Raw genomic sequence first — 22675 nt, forward strand, 5'->3', positions numbered from 1 at the left:
GTCAGTGACCTCCCGAGCTGCGGGGGTCGAGCACATCGCGCAGGCCGTCTCCCAGAAGGTTGAACCCGAGCGAGACAACGAGGATGGCGATGCCGGGAATGGTTGGAACCCACCACTGGTCCAGCAGGTAATCGCGACCGGAAGCGATCATTGCGCCCCACTCGGCGAGCGGCGGTTGCGCGCCGAGGCCCAGAAAGCCGAGGCCGGCAGCTGTCAGGATGATCCCGGCCATGTCCAGCGTCAACCGCACGATGGTCGAAGACAGGCACATCGGCATGATATGGGCGAGCAGAATGCGAAGTTTCGAAGCGCCCATGATCTGCGCCGCCAGGATGTATTCGCTGTTGCGAAGGGTCAGCGTTTCCGCGCGGGCAAGGCGGGCATAGGGTGACCAGGTGGTCAATGCAATTGCCAGCACGGCGTTTTCAAGGCCCGGACCGAGCACGGCGACAAAGGCGAGCGCGAGTATCAGGCGCGGAAAGGCCAGGAAGATGTCGGTGATACGCATCAGCGTGGCATCGACGGCGCCGCCCAGAAGGCCGGCAGTCATTCCGATGACCAGGCCGATGGGCATGACGATGATCGACACCAGAAAGATGATGTAGAGGGTCACACGCGAGCCCCAGACAATCCGGTCGTAGATGTCGCGGCCGAGTTCATCCGTCCCGAACCAGTGCTCCGCACTCGGCGGGGCCAACCGGTTGGCGAGTTCCTGTGCCGTGCCGTCGCCGGACGTCAGAAGCGGTGCGAACAGCGCGACGAGACAGAGAAAAACCACGATGATCAAGCCGACCATCGCGATCGGGTTCGCCTTGAAGGACAGCCAGCTGATATAGGCGCGCTGGCAGCGGGCCTGAAGCGCGTTTTTAGGCGAATCCGCCAGCAGCCAGGACGATGTTGTCTTTTCGTTGAGTGCTTGTTGCGACATCATTTCGCCCTCGGATCGACGATGCGGTAGAGCATGTCGGACAACATGTTGATGAAGACGAAGGAAATGCCGACCACCAGCGTGCCGCCGATGACCGCGTTCATGTCTGCGTTGAAGAGCGAATTGGTTATGTACTGGCCGATGCCGGGCCAGGCGAACACGGTTTCGGTCAGGACGGAGCCTTCGAGCAGGCTCGCATAGGTCAGGCCGATGATGGTGATCAGCTGCACCATCACGTTGCGAAACGCGTGATACCAGATCACCGTGCCTTCGCCGAGGCCTTTCACCCGCGCGGTCAGAACGTATTCCTGGTTGAGCTGGTCCAGCATGAAGGACCGCGTCATGCGGGAAATGTAGGCCAGCGAATAGATCGCCAGCATGGATGCGGGCAGGATGGCATGGGAGAGGGCGTTCTGAAACACGTCCCATTCCCCGGCCATCAACGCGTCGATCATGATGACGCCCGTCACGGGATCGACGATCCCGTCGTAGAAAAAATCGATCCTGCCGGGGCCGGCCACCCAGTCCAGCTTGGCATAGAAGATCAGCAGCGCGACCATGCCGAGCCAGAAGATCGGGATGGAGTGTCCGAGCAGGCCGATGACCCTGACTATATGGTCAATCAGCGTGCCCTGGCGCACGGCGGCGAGGACCCCGGCAGGGATGCCGATGATCATGCCGGCAACCGTGGCGATGGTGGCCAGTTCCAGGGTTGCCGGGAAGAAGCGCTTGATGTCTTCCAGGACCGGCTGTCCTGTCATCACGGAACTGCCGAAATCGCCGCGCAGGATATCTCCCAGAAAAATCAGGTATTGCTGCCAGATCGGCTTGTTGAGGCCGAGCTGGAGATACATGGCGTCATAGACTTCCTTCGAGGCCCGGTCACCGACGATTGCCACCACCGGATCGTTCGGCATGATGCGTCCGATGATGAAGGTGATGGCCGTCAGACCGATGAAGGTGAGGCCCAGCATCACGATGCCGCCACCGATCGTTCGGGCGACGTCCAGATAGGGCTTGAAGTCCACCGCAGGTCGCGGGGGGACGGCGCTGTCGGTCATTTTGAGGTGCCTCTTGAGGACTTGATTTGAAACGGCGCCAGTTCCGAATGACGTTGCAGGAATGATGAGGCGTTCCGCAATTCGGCAGATCCTGAAACACGCAACCCGCGCTCCCGCATTCGATTTATGAAGGAGCGCGTTCTGCAAACCGTCGGCTGCCTGCGTTTTGTCGTCAGAACAACACAGGCAACCGGATCGGATCTTACTTGGTCACCGTGCGGTAGTACGCCTGGTCGGAGGTTACGCCGTTGACGAAACCCTCGACATTGGCCCGTTGCCCGAAGGTGCCGATCGCCTGGAACATGATGGTGAAGGCAGAGTCTTCCTGAACCATCTTCTGCAGCTTGGCATAAATTTCCTCGCGGACTTCCGGATCGGATTCAGCGGCTGCCTGGTCGGTGAGCTCGGTGAGGCCCTCGGCCGGCCAGGCGTTGCGCCAGGTCAGCTTGCCGGTCAGTTTGGCTTCGAAAGCGTTGTCCGGATTGTGCGCGAAGGCATCAGCGTTGGAGTGCGGATCGGAGTAATCCGGACCCCAACGGGCAACGATCAGATCGTGCTTGCGGGCACGATATTTCGGCCAAAGTGTCGCTCCGTCAGACAGAATGATCTCGGAGTCGATACCGAGTTCCTTGAGGCTTGCCTGAACGCTCTGGGCGACTTCGGAGAAGGGCGACTTGTTCAGGGTGTCGATGGTGATCTTCGTGCCCGGCTCAAGGCCGGCATCGGCGATCAGCGCCTTCGCCTTTTCCATGTTTTGGCTGTAGGGCGTGTCGGTTGCGGCAGCCCACATGCCGGACGGCCAGAAGTTCTGGTGGATCTTGTACTGGCCGTCGAGGAAGGACCCGACCATGCCGTCGTAATCGACCATGTATTTCAGCGCTTCACGGACTTCCGGCTTCGACAGGACCGGGTGCTCCATGTTGGTCGCCAGGTACATCAGGTATCCCTTGGGATAGCTTTCCGCCGAGACGTCCGTGTTGTCGGAGATCGCTTTGAGCTGATCTGCCGTGAGTTCCATGGCGGCGTCAACATCGCCCTTTTCCAGCAGCAGACGCTGTGCGGACGGTTCGGCCACATGCCGGATCACGACACGCTCCATTGCCGGCTTGCCCTGCCGGTAATCGTCAAAAGCCTCGAGCATGACAACTTCGTTGGCTTTCCAGGTCTTCAGCTTGTAGGGGCCCGAACCGGCGGAATGATCCTTCAGCCAGGCATAACCCATGTCACCGTCAACTTCGTGTGCCTGGACTTCCTTCATGTCGACGATGTTGGCGACACCGGCGGACAAGAGGTTCAGAACCAGCGCGGGCGACAGGTCGGACAGGATGTTGATTTCAACGGTGGTGTCATCGATGGCAACGATGGCCTCGTCGACATTTTCCGGTGTCCAGCCGATCTGCTTGATGATGAAGGCCGGCGTCTTGTCCAGTTTGATGGCGCGGCCGAGAGAATAAACCACGTCCGCGGATGTCAACGGGTTACCGGAGTGGAATGTCTGGCCCGGACGCAGCTTGACGGTGATCTTCTTGCCGTCCTCGGAAAACGTGTAGGACTCGGCAATGCCGCCGACCAGCTTGGTCAGATTGTCCGGCTCGAACTGGAACAGCCGTTCGTACAGGTTGGCAACAATACGTCCACCGGTGAATTCGAAGGTTTCCGCCGGATCGAGCGTGATGGCGTCTGCGGTATTGCGCGCGATCACGAATGTGTCGGCGGGTGTCTCGGCTGCCACTGGAAACGCTACGGAAGTAGCAAGAAGCGCAGCGAGTGAAGCGCTTTTCAACGTAGGTGTGAGTTTCACGATCATTCCCCCTTTGGAATAAATCAGGTGATCAAAACGCCAGTGTGAACCGGCTGCAACGTGTGCGGCCTGCTTCGTTCACCGAGCAAGAGGTCCGCACCTGACGGAAAAGCTTATATCGACTGATTGAATTCGACCAACAGCCTTGTTATGCATAATTTGCATATAATTTGACGCTGCTTAGTTTTTTTGCAAATGCCTTGAGGGAATCCACTTGGACACGAACTGGCTGACAGACTTTCTGGTTCTGAGCAAAAGGGGAAATTTCTCCCAGGCCGCGAACGAGCGCAACATTACTCAGTCCGCGTTCAGCAGGCGCATCAAGGCGCTTGAGATATGGTTGGGCACGGAGCTGTTCGACCGCAGCAGCTATCCGGTCACACTTACCGCCGAGGGTGAAACCTTTCTTGGAACCGCTCAAAACATTCTAAGGGAGCTGGATCTTAATCGGGTCGAGTTCCAGCGGCGCAGCGCGGCGTCCACTCCTGACCTGCGCCTGGCAGCGTCCACGTCCCTTGCGCTCAGTTTCGTGACTGACTGGCTGGGGCAGATCCGGGAGGCCTGCGGCGTGTTTTCGGTATCGATCGACACCTACGATTTCTTCGAAATGATCGAATTGCTGGACGAGCGCAAGATGGACCTCGTCGTCCTGTACTACAAGCCGGAAGCTTCGACATTTTTTGAGCATCAGGCGTTCGATGCGCTCAAATTGGGCGAAGACGCTATGCATCTTTGTACTGCGCTCGATGCCGAAGGCCGCCCCGCCTATGATGTCGACAACCCGCCGCGCGGTGGGCTGGAGTATATCGGTTATGGCCAGACAGGTTATTTTTCCAAGATCGAGGACCTGATCTTTGCCGGCATGACGCCGCAGGATCCGACGTTCGTATGCACCTCGCAAAGCGGGACCTGCGAGTTCATGAAACGCCTGGCCGTCATGGAGCAGAAGATGCTCTGGTTGCCGTCCTGCAGCGCACACGAGGCGGTAAAGTCCGGGCAACTCGCCCTGGCCGGCGACGGCAGATACGACACCAGCCTGGAGATCTGGGTCTACAAGAAACGCGACGCGCCGTCCCCGTTGGTTCAGAAGATCTGGACGCATCTGAAATCCAACCCGGGAACCGGGCATCTGGAGAAGTACCGGCTGCGATGAAGCCAAGCGCGCGGCTTTTCCATTTTGCACCTGTCATGAAGTGATTCCGCCCCGAGGTCTCAATTCCCGGTCACCAGTGTCATGAGCGCGATCACCGCGACGGCCGCAAGGTTCACCAGAAAGCCGGCTCGCATCATCTGGGGGATGCTGACCTGTCCCGTACCGACAACGATGGCGTTCGGGGGTGTCGCCACGGGCAGCATGAAGGCGCAGGAGGCGGCGAGAGCGGCGGGCGCGGCCAGGAACATCGGATCGAGTCCGGCGGTCACGGCGACCGCGCCGACCACGGGAAGGAACGCTGCTGTTGTCGCCGTGTTGCTGGTGAGTTCGGTCAGAAAGATCACCAGCACCGACACGGCAATGACCAGCACGAACACCGGCCAGGCGGCGAAAAAGGCGAGACCGTTGCCGATCCAGATGGCAAGACCCGTGTTGTCCACCGCCTGGGCGAGGCTGAGGCCGCCGCCGAACAGGATGAGGATCTCCCAGGGGGCCCGCTTCGCCCAGTTCCAGTCGAGCAGAAAGACACGGGCCCGATCTCCCGACGGGATCACGAAAAGAAGCAGTGCCCCGGAAATCGCGATGCCGGCATCGTGCAGACTGACCGGGCCGAGCCAGCCGGCAATCAGGGGGTTGAAGATCCACAGGGCGGCAACAAGCGCGAACACAGCCGCGACCCGTATTTCGGGAACGCTCACCGGCCCCATCTTGTCCAGTTCGCGCCGGATGACCTGCCGGCTCGCGTGCGTCGACGTGCCGTCGAGGTGAAACACGACCCTGGTGAGCAGGAGCCAGGTCAGCGGCAGCAACACCAGTGCGACCGGGAGCCCGACCGCCATCCACTCGGCGAAGCCGATGTGAACGCCGTGCCGCTGTTCCATGTAGGCAGCCAGAAGCGCATTCGGTGGTGAGCCGACCAGGGTCGCTAGACCGCCGATCGACGCCGAGTAGGCGACCGCGAGCAGGAGCGCGGTGGAGATGCCGGATTTTCCAGGCAGCCCGTCCTCGCTTGCGGCGTCGCTGCTGCCTTCGGCCGGTTCCTGTGTCACGACCGATATCAGGGAGACGGACAGAGGCATCATCATCATGGCTGTCGCCGTGTTGCTGATCCACATGCTCAGGAAGGCGGTTGCCGCCATCACGCCGCCGACGAGCGCGGACGGGCTGTCGCCGACGGCCGACAGGATATGCAGTGCGATGCGCCGGTGCAGGTTCCAGCGTTGCAGCGCCAAGGAGAGCAGGAAACCGCCGAGAAACAGGAAGATCAGCGGATTGGCGAAGGGGGCAGCGGTGCGGCCGAAATCGAAGATGCCGAACAGCGGAAAGAACACCAGCGGCAACAGGGCCGTCGCGGCAACGGGCAAGGCTTCGGTTGCCCACCAGATCGCCATCCAGACGGCGATCGCGGCGGTTGCCCAGCCGTGAAAGCTCAGGCCGGCCGGAACGGGCAGTATCAGCATGGCAAGCGCGGCGGCCGGACCGGCCGCCATGCCCGCCAGACTGTAGCCCTTCAACACAGTCTGCCCCTGGCCGTGTTCATTCATGTCCTTGTCTGTTTCCTTTGTCGCGGCGACACAGCCCATTTTCGCCGATGTCTGCCCACGGGATCGACCGTGTCCACATGGGATACGGTATACGCACCGCCCCTGCACAGCCATGCGCAACATCAAACCCGGCAGGAGCGCCACCGGCCGGCTGGTCTTGCAGCCTCACGCGCCATCCTGTCCGCCGACCGCCCTCAGCACTTCCCGGGCGACCGTCTGGGCCACCGGTGTCAGTATCTGGCCCTGGCGCGTAAGGAAGGAATAGGTTTCGACCGACAGGTGCAGATCGCTCTGAAGCTCGATGAGCGAGCCGGGAGCGCCGTCAGGACCCTCGGCGAAACTTATTGCAACGGACTGGGCCACAGGGGCAATGGCGTTGGTGCGCTGCACGGTCGCCAGGGTGAACAGGAAGGACGAGGTGGTCAACACCCGGGTGGGCTGGCTCAATCCCTTTTCTCGCAGGGCCTGCTCCGCCGACAACCGGATCGGCGCGCCGACCGGCGGCAGAACCCAGTCGAATCCGAGCAGAGCCTCGGCAGGAATCGGTGTTCCGGCCCGCGTCAGCGGATGGCCGATGCGGGCGACGATGCTGGCGGGCTCGCGCAGCAGCGGCCGTTCCTGAAAAAGGCCCGGATCCGCCTCCACCGGCACCCGGCTCAGGGAAAAATCCAGCCGTCCGTCCTCCAGTTTGGGCGCGAGATCCCGGCTGGGGGCGACATCGACGGAAATCGAGATGTCCGGATAGCTGAGACGGATATGGCGCAATGCGGGCAGGATGTATTCGATGGCCGGTCCGGTCACCGAACCGATGCTGACATGCCCGCTCTGGCCCGACTTGTGCTGCTCGATATCGCGGCCGGCATCGCCGAATTCCTGCAGGATGCGGACACAGCGGTCTGCGAGCTTCCGGCCCACGTCTGTCAGCTCGATGCCCCGGCCGCTGCGCACGTAGAGGTTAGCCTCGGTGATGCGTTCGATCTCTGAAATCAGCCGGGAGGCCGCCGGCTGGGTCATGCCGAGTGACCGCGCGGCGTCGGTCAGCCGGCTTTGCACGGCCAGTTCGCCAAGCAGCCGCAGATGAGAGATTTTCAAGCCGCGCCGCAGCAGGTCCAGGCTCATGTCAGGTCCCTCGAGCAAACTTGTTCATATCAATTTAGGTATGAAATGATAATGAATAATAATTTGACGGTCATGTAATATTTCTCCCATTTGTGGGCTGGCATCGTTGAAATCATGCCTGAAACTGACATGAGGCCGGTGGGGAACCGGCCCGGGAGGAAAAAATGAAGATTGTTTCCAAGACGCTGGTCGCGGTCGCGGCTGCAGCAACGCTTGTGTCGGGTGTTGCCCTGTCCGGTGCGGCTCAGGCCCAGGACAAGGGCACCATCGGCATCGCCATGCCGACCAAATCCTCGGCACGCTGGATTTCCGACGGCAATTCCATGGTCGAGCAGTTCACCGAAGCCGGTTACACCACCGATCTTCAATACGCCGAAGACGATATTCCGAACCAGCTTGCGCAGATCGAGAACATGATCACCAAGGGCGCCGATGTGCTGGTGATCGCGGCGATCGACGGCACCACGCTGTCGAATGCGCTTGAGAACGCGGCTGCGGCCGGCATCAAGGTCATTGCCTATGATCGCCTGATCCGCGACAGCGGCGATGTCGACTACTATGCGACCTTCGACAACTTCAAGGTCGGCGTGCAGCAGGCGACGTCTCTCGTTGGCGGCCTGAAGGAACGCTTCGGCGACGGACCGTATAACGTCGAACTCTTCGGCGGCTCGCCGGACGACAACAATGCCTATTTCTTCTATGACGGCGCGATGTCCGTCCTGCAGCCTCTGATCGACGATGGCAGCATCGTCATCCAGTCCGGTCAGACCGGCATGGACACGGTCGGCACCCTGCGCTGGGACGGCGCGGTCGCCCAGTCCCGCATGGACAACCTCCTTTCGGCCCACTACACCGACAAGACCCTGCACGGCGCGCTCAGCCCCTATGACGGGCTGTCCATTGGCATCCTGTCGTCCCTGAAGGGCGTCGGCTACGGCTCCGGCGACCAGAAGATGCCGATCGTCACCGGTCAGGACGCGGAAGTTCCGTCCGTGAAATCCATTCTGGCGGGCGAGCAATATTCCACCGTCTTCAAGGACACCCGCGAGCTGGCCCGCGTGACCGTTGGCATGGTCGACGCGCTGCTGGAAGGCGGAGAGCCGGAAATCAACGACACCAAGACCTACAACAACGGCGTCAAGGTGGTGCCTTCCTACCTGCTGGAGCCGGTCGCGGTCGATGCCGGAAACTGGGAAGAGATCCTGATCGGCAGCGGTTACTACACGGCTGACCAGGTCAAATAAACACCCTCCCGAGGGGCGCCTCCCGCCCGCATATTGTCCCTTTCCCGCCCGCGCAGACCCGGGAAGGAAAGGGGCACGTCCGGCCCCGCCGGACCTGCGGGCGGATCTTTTTTCGGAATTCGGAGATCTGGCCATGGCCCTCCTGTCCATGCAGAACATCAGCAAGACCTTTCCGGGCGTGAAGGCGCTGGACCGGGTCAGCCTGGATGTCCAAAAAGGCGAGATCCACGCCGTCGTCGGCGAGAACGGCGCGGGAAAGTCCACGCTCATGAAGGTCCTGTCGGGCGTCTATCCCCACGGCGACTATGACGGGGAGATCCTGTTCGACGGCAAACCTGCCCGGTTTTCCGGCATCTCGGACAGCGAAAAACAGGGCATCATCATCATTCACCAGGAACTGGCGCTGGTGCCGCAGCTGTCGATCGCCGAAAACATCTTTCTCGGCAACGAGTGCGCCCGAAAGGGCGTCATCGACTGGCGCGAGACCAACCGGCGCACCGGCGAACTTCTCGCCAAGGTCGGCCTCGCCGAAGCACCGACCACCAGGGTCGACAGCATCGGCGTCGGCAAGCAGCAACTGGTTGAAATCGCAAAGGCCCTGTCCAAGGACGTCAAGCTGCTGATCCTGGACGAGCCGACCGCGGCGCTTCAGGAAAACGACAGCCGCAAGCTGCTGGACCTGATGCTCGAACTCAAGGAACAGGGCGTCACCAGCATCATCATTTCGCACAAGCTGAACGAGGTCCGCTACGTGGCCGACAGCGTGACGGTCATCCGCGACGGAACGGCCGTGTCGAAACTGGACGCCAGGGCCGGTCTCAGCGAGGACATCATTGTCCGCGACATGGTCGGCCGGGACATGACCCACCGGTTTCCCGATCACAGGCGCACGCCCGGCAAGGTGCTTCTGGAGGTCGAGGGCTGGAATGTCTGGCATCCCGAACACGCCGAGCGCCAGGTCATCCGTGATGCGTGCTTCAATGTGCGCGCCGGAGAAGTCGTCGGCATTGCGGGACTGATGGGCTCCGGCCGGACCGAACTGGCGATGTCCATTTTCGGCCGTTCCTACGGCCGCAACATATCCGGCAGCGTCAGACTGCACGGCAAGCCGGTCGATGTGAGCACCGTCGACAGAGCGATTGCGGCCGGGATTTCCTACGTCACCGAGGACCGCAAGGCTCTCGGGCTGGTGCTCGACGAAACCATCCGGTTCAACACCACGCTTGCCAATCTGGACGGCGTCTCCTCCGGCTCCGTGCTGAAGCGCAACGAGGAAACGAAAGTTGCCGAACGATACCGTGAGGCGCTGGCCATCCGGACGCCGTCGGTGTTCCAGAAGACGGTCAATCTCTCCGGGGGCAACCAGCAAAAGGTGGTCCTGGCGAAATGGCTGTTCACCGCGCCGGAAGTGCTGATCCTGGACGAGCCGACACGGGGCATCGATGTCGGCGCCAAATATGAAATCTACACCATCATCAACGACCTCGCCGACCAGGGCAAGGCCGTGCTGATGATCTCGTCGGAAATGCCGGAACTGCTCGGCATGTGCGACCGGATCTACGTCATGAACGAAGGGGCCCTTGTCGGCGAACTGTCGGCCGGCGACGCGAGCCAGGAGCGCATCATGTCGCTCATCGTCAACGAGTGAAAGAGTGAAGCCCATGGAACTGGCTGACAACGACACCAAAGCGGCTCCGGCCGCAAGGACCAAGGGGATCGGTGCCTATATCTCCACGCATCTTCGCCAATACGGCCTGCTGTTCGCACTGATTGCAGTGATGCTCTTCTTCCAGATCGTCACCGACGGCACCTTGCTGCGCGCGGTGAACGTCACCAATCTGCTGCTGCAGAATTCCTACATCATCATCATGGCGCTCGGCATGCTTGTGGTGATCGTCTCCGGCAATATCGACCTGTCCGTCGGCTCTGTGATGGGCTTCATCGGCGCCCTGGCCGCCGTCATGATCGTGCAGTTCGATCTGCCGGTGCTTGTCACGATCCTCACCTGCCTTGTTGCCGGGGGGATCATCGGTGCCGCCCAGGGCTACTGGGTTGCCTACTGGAAGATCCCGTCCTTCATCGTCACGCTCGCCGGCATGCTTCTGTTTCGCGGCCTGTCGCTGTGGCTGCTGGAAGGCCAGTCGGTCGGCCCGTTCCCGAAGGAGTTCCAGGTTCTGGCCACCGGTTTCGTGCCGGACATCTTTCCGGCCGCGCTGGGCCAAGGGCTGGCGGAGATCTTCGGCGCCCGAAAGGTCAATGTCCTGGCGCTGGCGACCGGATTTGCCGCTGCCGCCCTCGTGGTCTGGATCGGCCTTCGCCAGCGGGCAGAGAACAAGTCCTACGGCATCGAGGACGAGCCGAAGAGCTTCTTCGTCGCCCGCACCGTCATCATCGCCGCGGCGCTGATCTTCGTCATGTACAAGCTGTCCCTGTTCCGGGGACTGCCGAACGTGCTGATCACGATGGGTGTCCTGACGGTGATCTACGCCTTCATCACGGAGACCACTACCGTGGGGCGGCGCATCTACGCGCTGGGCGGCAATCAGAAGGCTGCCAAGCTGTCCGGCATCAAGACCGAGCGTCTGACCTTCCTGGCCTTCACCAACATGGGTGTGCTGGCCGCCGCAGCCGGTCTGGTGTTCGCAGCCCGTCTCAACACGGCGACCCCGAAAGCGGGATTCGCGCTCGAACTCGACGTGATCGCGGCGGTGTTCATCGGTGGGGCGTCCATGTCCGGCGGGGTTGGTACCATCATCGGTGCCGTGGTCGGTGCCTTCCTGATGGGCGTGCTCAACAACGGCATGTCGATCATGGGCATCGGCATCGATTTTCAGCAGATGATCAAGGGCCTGGTTCTGCTCGCCGCCGTGATATTCGACGTCTACAACAAGACCAAGCAGGGGTAAGAGGATGCTGATTTCCCAGATACTGGATGACGCCGGCAAGCTGGCTGTCGTCGTCCGCGATGGCAGTGAAGCCTGTATTTTGAAAGGCGTTGCCTCCACCTATAACCTGGTGCAGGAAGCAATAAGCAGGGGCGCGAGCCTGACGGAGTGCATTCGTGGCCACGATCTGGGGGCGGCGGTCGATCTGGAAAAGCTGGCCGCCGAGGGCCGCCTGCTGTTGCCGATCACTCATCCCGATGCCGCGCATCTGCATCTGACCGGCACCGGCCTGACCCATCTGGGCTCCGCGGCCACCCGCGATGCCATGCACGCCAAAGCCAGGGCCGAGACCGGAGCCGCCGCCGCGGAAGAGCCACAGGTCACGGACAGCATGAAGATGTTCCGCATGGGGCTTGAGGGCGGCCGGCCTGAAAGTGGCAAACCCGGCGTGCAGCCGGAGTGGTTCTACAAGGGCAACGGCACCTGCGCGGTCGCGCCCGGTGGCAATCTGGTCAGTCCCGGCTTTTGCGAGGACGGCGGCGAGGAGCCGGAAGTCGCCGGGATCTATGTCATTGCCGGGGACGGCACGCCGGTCCGCGTCGGCTTTGCGCTCGCCAACGAATTTTCCGATCACGTGATGGAGCGCCAGAATTATCTCTTTCTGGCGCATTCCAAGCTGCGCCCGGCGTCCTTCGGTCCGGAACTGCTGGTCGGCGACCTGCCTGCGGACATCCACGGGACCAGCCGGATCCACCGGGACGGTGCCGTCCTGTGGGAAAAGCCGTTCCTGTCAGGCGAAGCCAACATGTCCCACACGCTGGCCAATCTGGAGCACCACCATTTCAAATACGGGGTCTTCTGCCAGCCGGGCGATGTCCACGTCCACATGTTCGGCACCGCGACCCTGTCCTTTGCCGACGGTATTTCCTGCCGGGACGGTGACGAGGTCGAGATTTCCGCTCCGGGCTTCGGCGTTCCCCTCAGGAACCGCCTGGTGTTCAATCCCGCGCAATCGGCAACCGTTCAGGTGAAGGTGCTTTAACGATGGTTTTCAAGCCGGCACACTGGCCGCGCAAGCTGCGCTCGGCCGAGTGGTTCGGCGGCACCAGCCGCGACCACATCTACCACCGCAGCTGGATGAAGAACCAGGGTCTGCCGAACGACATGTTCGATGGCCGCCCGGTGATCGGCATCTGCAACACCTGGTCCCAGTTGACACCCTGCAACGGTCACTTGAGGGATCTTGCGGAACGCGTTCGCCACGGCATCTACGAGGCCGGCGGTTTTCCCGTCGAGTTTCCGGTGTTCTCCACCGGGGAAAGCACGCTGCGCCCGACGGCGATGATGTTCCGCAACCTCGCCTCGATGGACGTGGAAGAGGCCATTCGCGGATCGCCGCTGGATGGCGTCGTCCTGCTGGTCGGCTGCGACAAGACCACACCGTCGCTGCTGATGGGGGCCGCCTCGGTCGACCTGCCGGCGATCGTGGTCACCGGCGGGCCGATGCTGAACGGCTGGTTCCAGGGCGAACGGGTCGGCTCGGGCACCCATCTTTGGAAATTCTCCGAGGCGGTGAAAGCCGGCGAGATGACCCAGGAGGAATTCCTGGAGGCGGAAGCGGCCATGAGCCGGTCGCCGGGCTCCTGCAACACCATGGGCACGGCCTCGACCATGGCCTCCATGGCCGAGGCACTCGGCATGGCGCTGTCCGGCAATGCCGCCATTCCGGCCGTCGACAGCCGCCGCCGCGTCATGGCGCATCTGTCGGGCCGGCGGATCGTGCAGATGGTCAAGGACGACCTGAAACCGTCGGATATCCTGACCCGGCAGGCCTTCGAGAACGCGGTGCGCACCAACGGAGCCATCGGCGGATCGACCAATGCGGTCATCCACCTGTTGGCGATTGCCGGCAGGGTCGGCGTGGATCTGTCGCTGGAAGACTGGGACCGGCTTGGCCGCGACATTCCGACCTTCGTCAACCTGATGCCGTCGGGCGAATATCTCATGGAGGAGTTCTTCTATGCCGGGGGTCTGCCCGTGGTGATCAAGCGCCTCGGCGAGGCGGGCCTGCTCAACAAGGACGCCATCACGGTGGCCGGCGAGCCGGTCTGGGATCAGGTCAAGGGCGCCCGCAACTGGAACGAAGAGGTCATCCTTCCGGTCGAAAGAGCCCTGACGCAACAAGGCGGCATCGCGGTCCTGAAGGGCAATCTGGCACCGGGCGGCGCAGTGTTGAAGCCGTCCGCCGCCTCGCCGCACCTCCTGTGCCATCGGGGCAGGGCGGTCGTCTTCGAGGACATCGACGACTACAAGGCGCGCATCGATGACGATGCTCTCGACATTGACGAGACCTGCATCATGGTGCTGAAGAATTGCGGACCAAAGGGCTATCCCGGCATGTCCGAGGTCGGCAACATGGGCCTGCCGCCGAAGGTGCTCAAAAAAGGCATCACCGACATGGTCCGCATCTCCGATGCGCGCATGTCCGGCACGGCCTATGGCACGGTTGTTCTGCACACCTCACCGGAAGCCGCCGCAGGCGGGCCTCTGGCCGTGGTGCGCACGGGCGACATGATCGAGCTCGACGTTCCGAACAGGAAGCTCCACCTGGAGATTTCGGAGAAGGACCTTGCCCGCAGGCTTGAAGACTGGAGCCCGTCCCACCACGTTCCGGAGAGTGGTTACGCCCGCTTGTTCCACGATCATGTGCAAGGTGCCGACACTGGTGCCGACTTCGACTTCCTGAAAGGCTGCCGGGGTTCCGCGGTGCCAAAGGACTCTCACTGATGGCTGAAAAACTGGCGCTGGTGGGCATCGGCAAGATTGCCCGCGATCAGCATATCCCCGCAATTGCAGGCAATCCGGACTGGTCGTTGGAGGCGGCGGTCAGCCGCCACGCCGCCGTCGACGGCATCGACAATTTCGCCACGCTGGACGATGTCCTTGAAAACCGACCGGACATCGGCACCGTATCTCTGGCCATTCCGCCTCAACCCAGGTTCGATTATGCCGCCAGGGCCTTGAAGGCGGGCAAGCATGTCATGCTGGAAAAGCCGCCGGGCCAGAGCCTCGCGGAATGTTTCACCCTTGAAGCGCTGGCCCGTGAACACGGCGTCACGCTCTTCGCCACCTGGCATTCGCGTTATGCGGACAGCGTTCCGAGGCTGAAGGCCTGGCTGGCGGAGCGTCGGCTCAAGCGCTTGAAGATCACCTGGAAGGAAGATGTCCGCCGCTGGCATCCGGGACAGGAGTGGATCTGGGAGCCGGGCGGCATGGGCGTCTTCGATCCGGGTATCAACGCGCTGTCGATCCTGACGGAAATCCTGCCCTACCCGGTGCATGTCAGTCAGTCTCTCCTGGAATTTCCGGAAAACAGGGCGACGCCGATTGCCGCGCAGCTCACTTTTGCAGATCCCGACGGAGCGGACATGAGCGCCGAATTCGACTGGCGCCAGCAGGGTCCGCAGACCTGGGACATCGAAATGGAGACCGACCGGGGCTCCGCAAAGCTGTCAATGGGCGGTGAGTGGCTTGAGATCGACGGCGCGACCGTTATACAAGGGAGCAACCACGAATACGCCAACCTGTATGCTCGCATGGCGGACCTGGTGCGTACCGGCGCGAGCGATGTCGATCTGTCGCCGATGATCCATGTCTGCGATGCCTTTTCGCTGGGACGGCGTGTCACCACGGATGCGTTCGAATTCTAATCCGGTTTTAATTTCTAGAAGGTTTGTCATGACATTTATGCCCCACGGAAAGCAGCTTGTTGCAGGTCAATGGATTGGCAGCGACCAGACATTCAAGTCAGAACCGGCACATGGTGCGGCCCACACCTTTTCGGCCGGCACCCCGGACCAGGTCGACGCCGCCTGTCGGGCAGCAGAGGAAGCCTTCTGGAGCTTCGGGTATTCCTCCAGCGAGGATCGGGCGAAGTTCCTGAACGCGATCGCCGACGAAATCGAGGCGCGCGCCGAGGCGATCACGGCCATCGGCACGTCCGAGACCGGCCTTCCCGAAGCTCGCCTCCAGGGCGAGCGCGGCCGCACCACCGGCCAGCTCCGCCTGTTCGCCAGCCATATCCTGAAAGGTGACTACCTTGACCGGCGCCACGACGAGGCCCTGCCGGACCGGCAGCCCCTGCCGCGCCCGGACCTGAAGCTGGTCCAGCGGCCGATCGGACCGGTCGCCGTCTTCGGCGCGTCCAACTTCCCGCTCGCCTTTTCCACCGCCGGCGGCGACACCGCCTCGGCACTGGCCGCCGGCTGTCCGGTGGTGGTCCGTGGCCATCCTGCCCATCCGGGCACCGGTGAAATTGTCGCCGAGGCCATTGCCGCCGCCGTCAAGTCCTGCGGTCTGCACCCGGGCGTGTTCTCTTTCATCCAGGGCAGCGGCTACGAGGTCGGCCAGGCGCTGGTGCAGCATCCCCTGATCACCGCCGTCGGCTTCACCGGTTCCTTGCGCGGCGGGCGTGCCCTGTTCGACATGTGCGCGCAGCGCGAGGTGCCGATCCCGTTCTTCGGCGAGCTGGGCTCGGTCAATCCGATGTTCGTTCTGCCCGTGGCCGCGAGTGCGCGCGGCGAGGCGATGGCCAAGGGATGGGCAGGATCGCTGACCATGGGGGCAGGGCAGTTCTGCACCAATCCGGGCGTTGTTCTGGTCCTCGACGGACCGGACGCGGATGCGTTCATCGCCGCCGCGAAAGAGGCACTTGCCGGGATGGGCGCGCAGACAATGCTCACCGACGGCATCGCCGAGGCCTTCCGGTCCGGCAGCCGCAAGGTGTCCGGTTCGACCGGCGTGCGCGAGCTGATCGGCACGTCCTGCGAAACCCGGGAAGCCGCGCCCTATCTGTTCGAGACCACCGGCGAAGCCTGGTTGGCCGACGAGGAACTCGGCGAGGAGGTTTTCGGTCCCTTGGGCATCGTGGTGCGCGTCAGGGACGAGGCACAACTCCTGGAAATCGCCAAGGGGTTGGAAGGTCAGCTCACCTGCACGCTGCAGATGGATGACGGCGACACGGATGCTGCCCGGCGATTGATGCCGATCCTGGAACGCAAGGCTGGCCGCGTGCTGGCCAATGCCTTCCCGACCGGTGTCGAGGTCGCCGATGCCATGGTGCATGGCGGACCTTATCCGGCGTCGACCAATTTTGGCGCCACCTCCGTTGGAACCCTCGCCATCCGCCGCTTCCTGCGGCCGGTCTGCTACCAGAACATCCCGGACGCCTTGCTTCCGGTAAACTGAGGCGGCGTCAGTCGAATATCACAACTAGAGCGTCGGACGTTCAGGCAACGCCCGACGCTCTAACACTCAGAAATCGATCAGCGGACAGTCAGCCATTGCGGACTGATCGTCCGCTGATCTGACCACATCCCGAGATGCCGCTCAGGCGGTGTTTCGTAGGAGGGCGGCGGCCGAGCGGAATACGCGTTTTCAGACACCCCAGGGCCTGCCGCACGTTGGATTGGATCCCCGCTCGGAGGCGGGGAAGGTTCTGTGGGTGGGGCAGGGGTTTCGTTCAAGACCGAGGTGTGTCTTCCCGGAGAGGCCCGGCGCCGTGCGCAGAAATCAGACGTTGAGCTCGATCTTCCGCCCGGCCAGGATGACCGCCTCCATCGCCTCATAAGCGCCCCTGGCGTCACCCGCCTTGATCGCGGTGACGATGGCCCTGTGACGTTCGACGAATTCACGGGTTTCCTGATCGTTGCGCTCGTTGGCCTCCGCGATGAACAGCGAATAGAGCGCGGCCTGTACGAGATCACCGAGAGACTGCAGGAACCGGTTGCCGGACAGTTTCAAAATCATCTTGTGAAATTCCAGATCCGCGACCGCGACCGCGGCCCGGTCCTTGCCCGTGGCGAGATTGTCGCACAGTTTCGAAAGAGCGGTGCATTCGGCGTCGGACGCTCTCCTGGCCGCGCTGCTGGCAGCGGCAGGCTCGAAGATCAGCCGGATTTCGAACAGGTCCTCCAGGAACGGGCGCTGGTTGTTGAGCGCCGCGTGCCAGCGCAGCACGTCGGGATCGAACATGTTCCATTCCGATGCCGGACGCACATGGGTGCCCACCTTGGCCTTTGACTGGATCAGACCCTTGGCGATCAGGGTCTTCTTCGCCTCGCGCACGACGGTGCGTGACACGGCGAACATTTCCGAAATATCCGGGTCGAGAGGGATCATCGTTTCCGGCGGATACTCGCCGGCAACAATGGCCCTGCCAATCTGCTCGACAACCTGATCGGTATGATTGCCGGTCTGGCTGCCCAATCCGCCGGTGGCGACGAAAGTCATGATTGCGCGGCGAACTCTGGCGCTGGTTTTCTGCGCAGTGTCGTTGCCCAAGTGAGACCCTTCTGAAGCAGGATGAAGCCGAACAGCAGACCGCCAATCACGATTTTGGTCCACCAACTCGACAATGTGCCATCGAAAACGATAAAGGTTTGTATCAACCCCATGATCAAAATGCCAAAGAATGTGCCGGCGACAAAACCGGTGCCGCCGGTCAGCAGCGTGCCGCCGATCACCACCGCGGCAATGGCATCCAGCTCGACACCGACGGTGGCGAGCGAATAGCCCGCGGAAGTGTAGAGCGAGAACACGATCCCGGCGAGACCGGCAAGGCCTCCCGAAGTGGCGTAGATGCCGATGGTGGTTGTCGCAAGGGGCACGCCCATCAGCCGCGCGGTCTGCAACCCGCCGCCGATGGCATAGACATTCTGGCCGAAACGGGTCCGGTGCGCGGCAATGATCCCGCCCAGAAATGTCAGCAGCATGATCAGCCCGGTCAGCCGGAAGCGCCCGCCGCCCGGCGCCTTCCAGTAGAGCGACTGCAGCGTGTCGTAGAATTCATGGGTGATGGGAACGCTGTCCGTCGACAGCACGTAGGCCGCGCCGCGCGCCAGGAACATGCCCGCCAGCGTGACGATGAAGGGCGGCATTTCCAGATAGTGGATCATGGCACCCATGGCCGCGCCGATCGAGATCGTGATCGCCAGGATCAGCGCGAAGGCTGGAAGCGGGTGGATCGAGGTTTCGCGCAGGATAACCGCGAGAAACACGCCGGTGAAGGCAATCACGGACCCGACCGAGAGATCGATGCCTCCGGACAGGATGACGAAGGTCATGCCGACCGCTGCAATGCCCAGAAAGGCGTTGTCCGTCAGAAGGTTGGCCACGACCCGGGTCGACAGCATCGTCGGATACTGCCAGGCGCACAGCGTGTAGGCCAGCAGGAAGGTGGCAATGGTGATCAGCAGGGGCAGATGGGTTGAGCGGATCATTGCGGGCTTTCTTTGGCTTGGCTTATGGTTCCGGGGGGCTGGGGGTCGGCCGAGGCGCGCAGGATATAGAGCGCGTGTTTGACCGTCGGGGACTGGATCACCAGGATTGCGATGATGATCAGCGCCTTGATGACGAGGTTGAACTCGGGAGGCATGCCGGACAGCAGGATCACCGAATTGACCGACTGGATGATCAGGGCACCGAGGAGCGAGGCGATGATGGAGAAGCGTCCGCCCAGCAGGGAATTGCCGCCGATGACCACCGCCAGAATGGCGTCCAGCTCCAGCCACAGGCCGGCATTGTTGGCATCCGCGCCCTTGATGTCCGCGGCCACGATGACCCCGGCCAGCGCGGCGCAGACGCCGGATATCAGATAAACGGAAACGATCAGAACCCGGCTGTTGATGCCGGCCAGCCGCGACGAACTCTCATTGATGCCGATCGCCTCGATCAACATGCCGAGGGCTGTCTTGCGCACGGCGGCGGTCACGATCAGGCCGAGGCCGATCCAGATCAGGATCGGCGTCGGGATGCCCGCGACAGTGCCCGCCCCCAGATGGATCAGGCCCGGATTGACGAAAGTCAGGATGGTGCCTTCGGTGACGAGCTGGGCGATGCCCCGTCCGGCCACCATCAGCACCAGGGTCGCCACGATCGGCTGGATCCTGAGAACCGCGACGAGGACGCCGTTCCAGGCCCCGCAGAGCGCGCCCGCGCAGACCGCACCCAGAAGCGCGACGTGCCATTCGTGGCCTTCGACGACAAGCGATGCGGCCACCGCCCCGGCGATCGCCATGACCGCCCCGACCGACAGGTCAATGCCTTTCGTCGCGATGACGAGGGTCATGCCGATGCACAGCAGCGCGGTCGGCGCCCCCCGGTTGAGCACGTCGATCAGGTTGCCGAACAGGCGGCCGTTCTGGAATTCGATCCGGAAGAAGTCCGGAAAGACCAGAAAATTCAACAACAGGACGCAGGCCAGGATGATCAGCTGCGGCGCGATGCGCCTGAGCGTGGAATGAAGCTGGCTCGTCATCAGACCACCTCCGCCATGGGTTCGTCGGCAATCGCCGAGACAATACCGGCGGTGGTGATCTCGTCGCCTGTCAGTTCCTTGACCTGGCGCCGGTCGCGCAGCACCACGACCCGTGTGGAATAGGCGACCAGTTCTTCCAGTTCGGACGAGGCCACCAGGAGTGCGAGACCGTCCTCGCGCAGCCGCTCGATCAGGGCGATGATTTCCGCATGGGCGCCGACATCGATACCGCGCGTCGGTTCGTCCAGGATCAGGAAGGCGGGATTGGTCGCCAGCCAGCGGGCCAGGAGGGCCTTCTGCTGGTTGCCGCCGGACAGAAGCCGGATGGGCATGTCGAGGCTGGCAAGGCGAATATCGAGCGCCTTGACGTAAGCGTCTGCCAGGTCGTTGACCTTGGCCTTCGGCAATGGCCGGAACCAGCCCTGCCGCGCCTGCAGCGCCAGAATGATGTTCTCGCGCACGGACAGATCGCCGACGATACCGTCGTTCTTGCGGTCCTCCGGGCAGAGCGCAAAGCGGTGTCCGACCGCGTCCCGGGGGTTTTTCAGGCTGATCTTGCGGCCTTCCAGCAGGGCTTCGCCCTGATCGGCCTGGACGGCGCCGAAAATCAGGTTCACGGTCTCCGTCCGGCCGGACCCCAGCAGTCCGGCGAGGCCGACGACCTCGCCCTTGCGGACCGTCAGCCCGAACGGCTCGATGACACCCCGGCGGCCGTAGTTCGAGAGCTCGACCAGGACATCGCCGGCTTCCGACGGCGCGCGGTCCTGGACCCGGGCTTCCAGTTGACGGCCGAGCATGAGTGTGACGATCTCGGTCTGCGTGGTGTCCGCGATCCGCCGCGTAGCGATCATGCGGCCATTGCGGAGAATTGTCGCACGGTCCGAGATCTCGAAAACCTGATCGAGAAAATGCGTGATGAAGACAATGGCAAGGCCGCGCGCCTTCAGTTTTTCGATCACTGAAAAGACCAGATCCACCTCGTCCCTGTCGAGACTTGCGGTCGGCTCGTCCAGGATCAGCACCTTGCCCGACAATTCGACTGCCCGCGCGATGGCGATCACCTGCTGAACCGCGACCGAATAGGACGACAGCGGCTCGGCGGGATTGATCTTCAAGCCGAATTGCGCCAGCAGATCGCCGGCCATCGCAAGCATCCTGCGTTGGGAAATGAAACCACGCCGCATGGGCTGGCGGCCGAGAAAGAGGTTCTCCGCGACGCTCAGGTTCGGCAGCAGGTTGACTTCCTGGTAGACCGTTCCGATGCCCAGCTTCTGGCTCTCCTGGGTGCTGTTCGGTGAAATCTCACGGGTCTCCAGCATGATCGTGCCGCCGTCGCGCCGATAGGCTCCGGTCAGGCATTTGATCAGGGTGGATTTACCGGCACCATTCTCGCCGAGCAGCGCATGAACTTCACCCGGGTAAAGGGTCAGGTCCACCGCATCAAGGGCAATGGCCCCTGGAAAAAACTTGGATATGCCCTTGCACTCAAGCAAAGGGCCCGTCGAACGTGCCATGGAATGGCATCCCCCCGAGAACAGTCTCTTGAAGTCTTTCGAGGTGCCGGGCGGTCGGGCCGCCCGGCACCGGGATGCCAATCAGTATCCCAGGTCTTTCTTCATCTCGTAGATGGCCATGTTGTCATCCTTGAGCGTGTAGAGTTTGGACTCGGTCTGGATCCACTTCGGCGGGGTCGTTCCGTCCGACAGATAGACTTCAAGCGCGTCCAGGGCGGGGCCGGCCATGTTCGGGGTCAGCTCGATGGTGGCATTCGCCTCTCCGTTCGCCATGGCCAGGTGAATATCCGGGACGCTGTCGATGGACACGACCTTGATGTCCTCGCCCGGTTTCAGTCCGGCTTCCTTGATGGCCTGGATCGCTCCGACGGCCATGTCGTCGTTATGGGCGTAAAGTGCACAGATGTTGGCGCCGCCGACAGCCTTCAGGAAACTTTCCATCACGACCTTGCCTTGGCTGCGGGTAAAGTCGCCGGTCTGGCTGCGGACGATGGTCAGATTGTCGTGGCCGGCGATGGCTTCCTCAAAGCCTGTTTTCCGGTCGATTGCCGGAGAGGAGCCGGTGGTGCCCTGCAATTCGACGATGTCGCATTTGGCACCGGCCGTCTCGTCGACCAGCCATTGGCCGGCAACCCGTCCCTCATGCACAAGGTCGGAAGTGACGGCGGTCATGTAAAGGTCGTCGGGCGCGTCGACCGTGCGGTCCAGCAGGACCACCGGGATTTCCGCATCCCTGGCTTCTTCCAGAACTTCATCCCAGCCGGTCGCGACCACTGGTGCGAGCAGGATGGCATCGACGCCCTGGGCGACGAAGGACCGGATCGCCTTGATCTGGTTTTCCTGCTTCTGCTGGGCATCGGCGAATTTCAGATTGATGCCCCGCTTTTCCGCTTCCTGCCTGGTCACGGTGGTCTCGGCGGCACGCCAGCCGGATTCAGATCCGATCTGCGAAAATCCGATGGTCAGGTCGACTGCCATGGCGCTCATCGGAACGAACGACATCGCCCCGGCAACAAGCATTGCCTTGAATTTCATAGTCTCCTCCACAAGGTTATTTTTCCTCACGAGGTCATTAAGTAATACTTTATTACTTTTGTAAAGTGCCCCGC

18 protein-coding genes are annotated in these 22675 nt (G+C 62.3%); 8 read left to right on the plus strand and 10 right to left on the minus strand.

Going from position 1 to position 22675, the window contains the following annotated elements; all coding sequences use genetic code 11:
* Position 1: 1 nt before the first annotated feature.
* The 3 genes from WNZ15_RS19055 to WNZ15_RS19065 all read right to left on the minus strand — a co-directional run bounded on the left by WNZ15_RS19055 (position 2) and on the right by WNZ15_RS19065 (position 3790).
* A complete protein-coding gene (locus WNZ15_RS19055) occupies positions 2 to 928 on the minus strand; it encodes an ABC transporter permease (RefSeq protein ID WP_342894696.1) in 927 nt (308 codons plus the stop codon).
* Positions 928 to 1902 (minus strand): ABC transporter permease, encoded by a 975-nt coding sequence (locus WNZ15_RS19060; RefSeq protein ID WP_342894697.1) that lies wholly within the window; start codon positions 1900 to 1902, stop codon positions 928 to 930. Before WNZ15_RS19060 ends, WNZ15_RS19055 begins: the two co-directional genes overlap by 1 nt.
* A 289-nt stretch (positions 1903 to 2191) precedes the next feature.
* Entirely contained in the window at positions 2192 to 3790 is a 1599-nt protein-coding gene (locus WNZ15_RS19065; protein WP_342894597.1) for an ABC transporter substrate-binding protein, read from the minus strand.
* Between the two features lie 214 nt (positions 3791 to 4004).
* Here WNZ15_RS19065 and WNZ15_RS19070 point away from each other — a divergent pair, with 214 nt between their 5' ends.
* Positions 4005 to 4943 (plus strand): LysR family transcriptional regulator, encoded by a 939-nt coding sequence (locus tag WNZ15_RS19070; RefSeq protein ID WP_342894598.1) that lies wholly within the window; start codon positions 4005 to 4007, stop codon positions 4941 to 4943.
* A gap of 59 nt (positions 4944 to 5002) precedes the next feature.
* On the opposite strand, the gene WNZ15_RS19075 is transcribed toward WNZ15_RS19070, so the two are convergent.
* Both WNZ15_RS19075 and WNZ15_RS19080 read right to left on the minus strand, forming a co-directional pair.
* Positions 5003 to 6487, minus strand: a complete 1485-nt coding sequence (locus WNZ15_RS19075) for a DASS family sodium-coupled anion symporter (RefSeq protein WP_342894599.1) — start codon at positions 6485 to 6487, stop codon at positions 5003 to 5005.
* A gap of 165 nt (positions 6488 to 6652) precedes the next feature.
* A complete protein-coding gene (locus WNZ15_RS19080; RefSeq protein ID WP_342894600.1) occupies positions 6653 to 7606 on the minus strand; it encodes a LysR substrate-binding domain-containing protein in 954 nt (317 codons plus the stop codon).
* Positions 7607 to 7770: 164 nt separating this feature from the next.
* On the opposite strand from WNZ15_RS19080, the gene chvE reads away from it, so the two are divergent.
* From chvE to WNZ15_RS19115, 7 genes are all read left to right on the plus strand, one after another.
* The gene (chvE, locus tag WNZ15_RS19085) at positions 7771 to 8850 is read left to right on the plus strand and encodes a multiple monosaccharide ABC transporter substrate-binding protein (protein ID WP_342894601.1); all 1080 of its coding nucleotides are present in this window, start codon (positions 7771 to 7773) and stop codon (positions 8848 to 8850) included.
* Positions 8851 to 8983: 133 nt separating this feature from the next.
* Entirely contained in the window at positions 8984 to 10498 is a 1515-nt protein-coding gene (gene mmsA, locus WNZ15_RS19090; RefSeq protein WP_342894602.1) for a multiple monosaccharide ABC transporter ATP-binding protein, read from the plus strand.
* Between the two features lie 13 nt (positions 10499 to 10511).
* Entirely contained in the window at positions 10512 to 11756 is a 1245-nt protein-coding gene (gene mmsB / locus WNZ15_RS19095) for a multiple monosaccharide ABC transporter permease (RefSeq protein WP_342894603.1), read from the plus strand.
* Between the two features lie 4 nt (positions 11757 to 11760).
* Complete coding sequence (araD1, locus tag WNZ15_RS19100) at positions 11761 to 12777, plus strand: AraD1 family protein (protein ID WP_342894604.1); 1017 nt, start codon at positions 11761 to 11763, stop codon at positions 12775 to 12777.
* 2 nt (positions 12778 to 12779) lie between these two features.
* Positions 12780 to 14522: an L-arabinonate dehydratase gene (gene araD / locus WNZ15_RS19105; RefSeq protein ID WP_342894605.1), complete on the plus strand. Its 1743-nt coding sequence runs from the start codon at positions 12780 to 12782 to the stop codon at positions 14520 to 14522.
* Positions 14522 to 15445: a Gfo/Idh/MocA family oxidoreductase gene (locus WNZ15_RS19110; protein WP_342894606.1), complete on the plus strand. Its 924-nt coding sequence runs from the start codon at positions 14522 to 14524 to the stop codon at positions 15443 to 15445. Before araD ends, WNZ15_RS19110 begins: the two co-directional genes overlap by 1 nt.
* Before the next feature lie 28 nt (positions 15446 to 15473).
* On the plus strand, positions 15474 to 16982 hold the full coding sequence (locus WNZ15_RS19115; protein ID WP_342894607.1) for an aldehyde dehydrogenase (NADP(+)): 1509 nt from the start codon (positions 15474 to 15476) through the stop codon (positions 16980 to 16982).
* Between the two features lie 324 nt (positions 16983 to 17306).
* On the opposite strand, the gene WNZ15_RS19120 is transcribed toward WNZ15_RS19115, so the two are convergent.
* The 5 genes from WNZ15_RS19120 to ytfQ all read right to left on the minus strand — a co-directional run bounded on the left by WNZ15_RS19120 (position 17307) and on the right by ytfQ (position 22601).
* Complete coding sequence (locus tag WNZ15_RS19120) at positions 17307 to 18026, minus strand: FadR/GntR family transcriptional regulator (RefSeq protein WP_342894608.1); 720 nt, start codon at positions 18024 to 18026, stop codon at positions 17307 to 17309.
* Positions 18023 to 19012, minus strand: a complete 990-nt coding sequence (gene yjfF / locus WNZ15_RS19125) for a galactofuranose ABC transporter, permease protein YjfF (protein ID WP_342894698.1) — start codon at positions 19010 to 19012, stop codon at positions 18023 to 18025. Before yjfF ends, WNZ15_RS19120 begins: the two co-directional genes overlap by 4 nt.
* Positions 19012 to 20052 carry an ABC transporter permease gene (locus tag WNZ15_RS19130; RefSeq protein ID WP_342894609.1) on the minus strand — a complete coding sequence of 347 codons (1041 nt, stop codon included), beginning with the start codon at positions 20050 to 20052 and terminating at the stop codon, positions 19012 to 19014. The genes yjfF and WNZ15_RS19130 overlap by 1 nt, the downstream gene beginning before the upstream one ends.
* On the minus strand, positions 20052 to 21566 hold the full coding sequence (locus WNZ15_RS19135) for a sugar ABC transporter ATP-binding protein (protein WP_342894610.1): 1515 nt from the start codon (positions 21564 to 21566) through the stop codon (positions 20052 to 20054). Before WNZ15_RS19135 ends, WNZ15_RS19130 begins: the two co-directional genes overlap by 1 nt.
* Positions 21567 to 21647: 81 nt before the next feature.
* Positions 21648 to 22601, minus strand: coding sequence for a galactofuranose ABC transporter, galactofuranose-binding protein YtfQ (ytfQ, locus tag WNZ15_RS19140; protein WP_342894611.1), 954 nt, complete (start codon positions 22599 to 22601; stop codon positions 21648 to 21650).
* Positions 22602 to 22675 lie beyond the last annotated feature (74 nt).

The organism is Roseibium sp. AS2, assembly GCF_038900065.1.
Lineage (GTDB): Bacteria > Pseudomonadota > Alphaproteobacteria > Rhizobiales > Stappiaceae > Roseibium.

Coding starts and splice junctions, on each gene's coding strand:
- araD (WP_342894605.1), top strand. CDS start 12,780: ATGGTTTTCAAGCCGGCACACTGGCCGCGCAAGCTGCGCTCGGCCGAG.
- WNZ15_RS19120 (WP_342894608.1), bottom strand. CDS start 18,026: ATGACTTTCGTCGCCACCGGCGGATTGGGCAGCCAGACCGGCAATCAT.
- WNZ15_RS19075 (WP_342894599.1), bottom strand. CDS start 6,487: ATGAATGAACACGGCCAGGGGCAGACTGTGTTGAAGGGCTACAGTCTG.
- chvE (WP_342894601.1), top strand. CDS start 7,771: ATGAAGATTGTTTCCAAGACGCTGGTCGCGGTCGCGGCTGCAGCAACG.
- mmsA (WP_342894602.1), top strand. CDS start 8,984: ATGGCCCTCCTGTCCATGCAGAACATCAGCAAGACCTTTCCGGGCGTG.
- WNZ15_RS19060 (WP_342894697.1), bottom strand. CDS start 1,902: ATGCTGGGCCTCACCTTCATCGGTCTGACGGCCATCACCTTCATCATC.
- WNZ15_RS19115 (WP_342894607.1), top strand. CDS start 15,474: ATGACATTTATGCCCCACGGAAAGCAGCTTGTTGCAGGTCAATGGATT.
- WNZ15_RS19055 (WP_342894696.1), bottom strand. CDS start 928: ATGTCGCAACAAGCACTCAACGAAAAGACAACATCGTCCTGGCTGCTG.
- mmsB (WP_342894603.1), top strand. CDS start 10,512: ATGGAACTGGCTGACAACGACACCAAAGCGGCTCCGGCCGCAAGGACC.
- ytfQ (WP_342894611.1), bottom strand. CDS start 22,601: ATGAAATTCAAGGCAATGCTTGTTGCCGGGGCGATGTCGTTCGTTCCG.
- WNZ15_RS19080 (WP_342894600.1), bottom strand. CDS start 7,606: ATGAGCCTGGACCTGCTGCGGCGCGGCTTGAAAATCTCTCATCTGCGG.
- WNZ15_RS19110 (WP_342894606.1), top strand. CDS start 14,522: ATGGCTGAAAAACTGGCGCTGGTGGGCATCGGCAAGATTGCCCGCGAT.
- WNZ15_RS19130 (WP_342894609.1), bottom strand. CDS start 20,052: ATGACGAGCCAGCTTCATTCCACGCTCAGGCGCATCGCGCCGCAGCTG.
- WNZ15_RS19135 (WP_342894610.1), bottom strand. CDS start 21,566: ATGGCACGTTCGACGGGCCCTTTGCTTGAGTGCAAGGGCATATCCAAG.
- araD1 (WP_342894604.1), top strand. CDS start 11,761: ATGCTGATTTCCCAGATACTGGATGACGCCGGCAAGCTGGCTGTCGTC.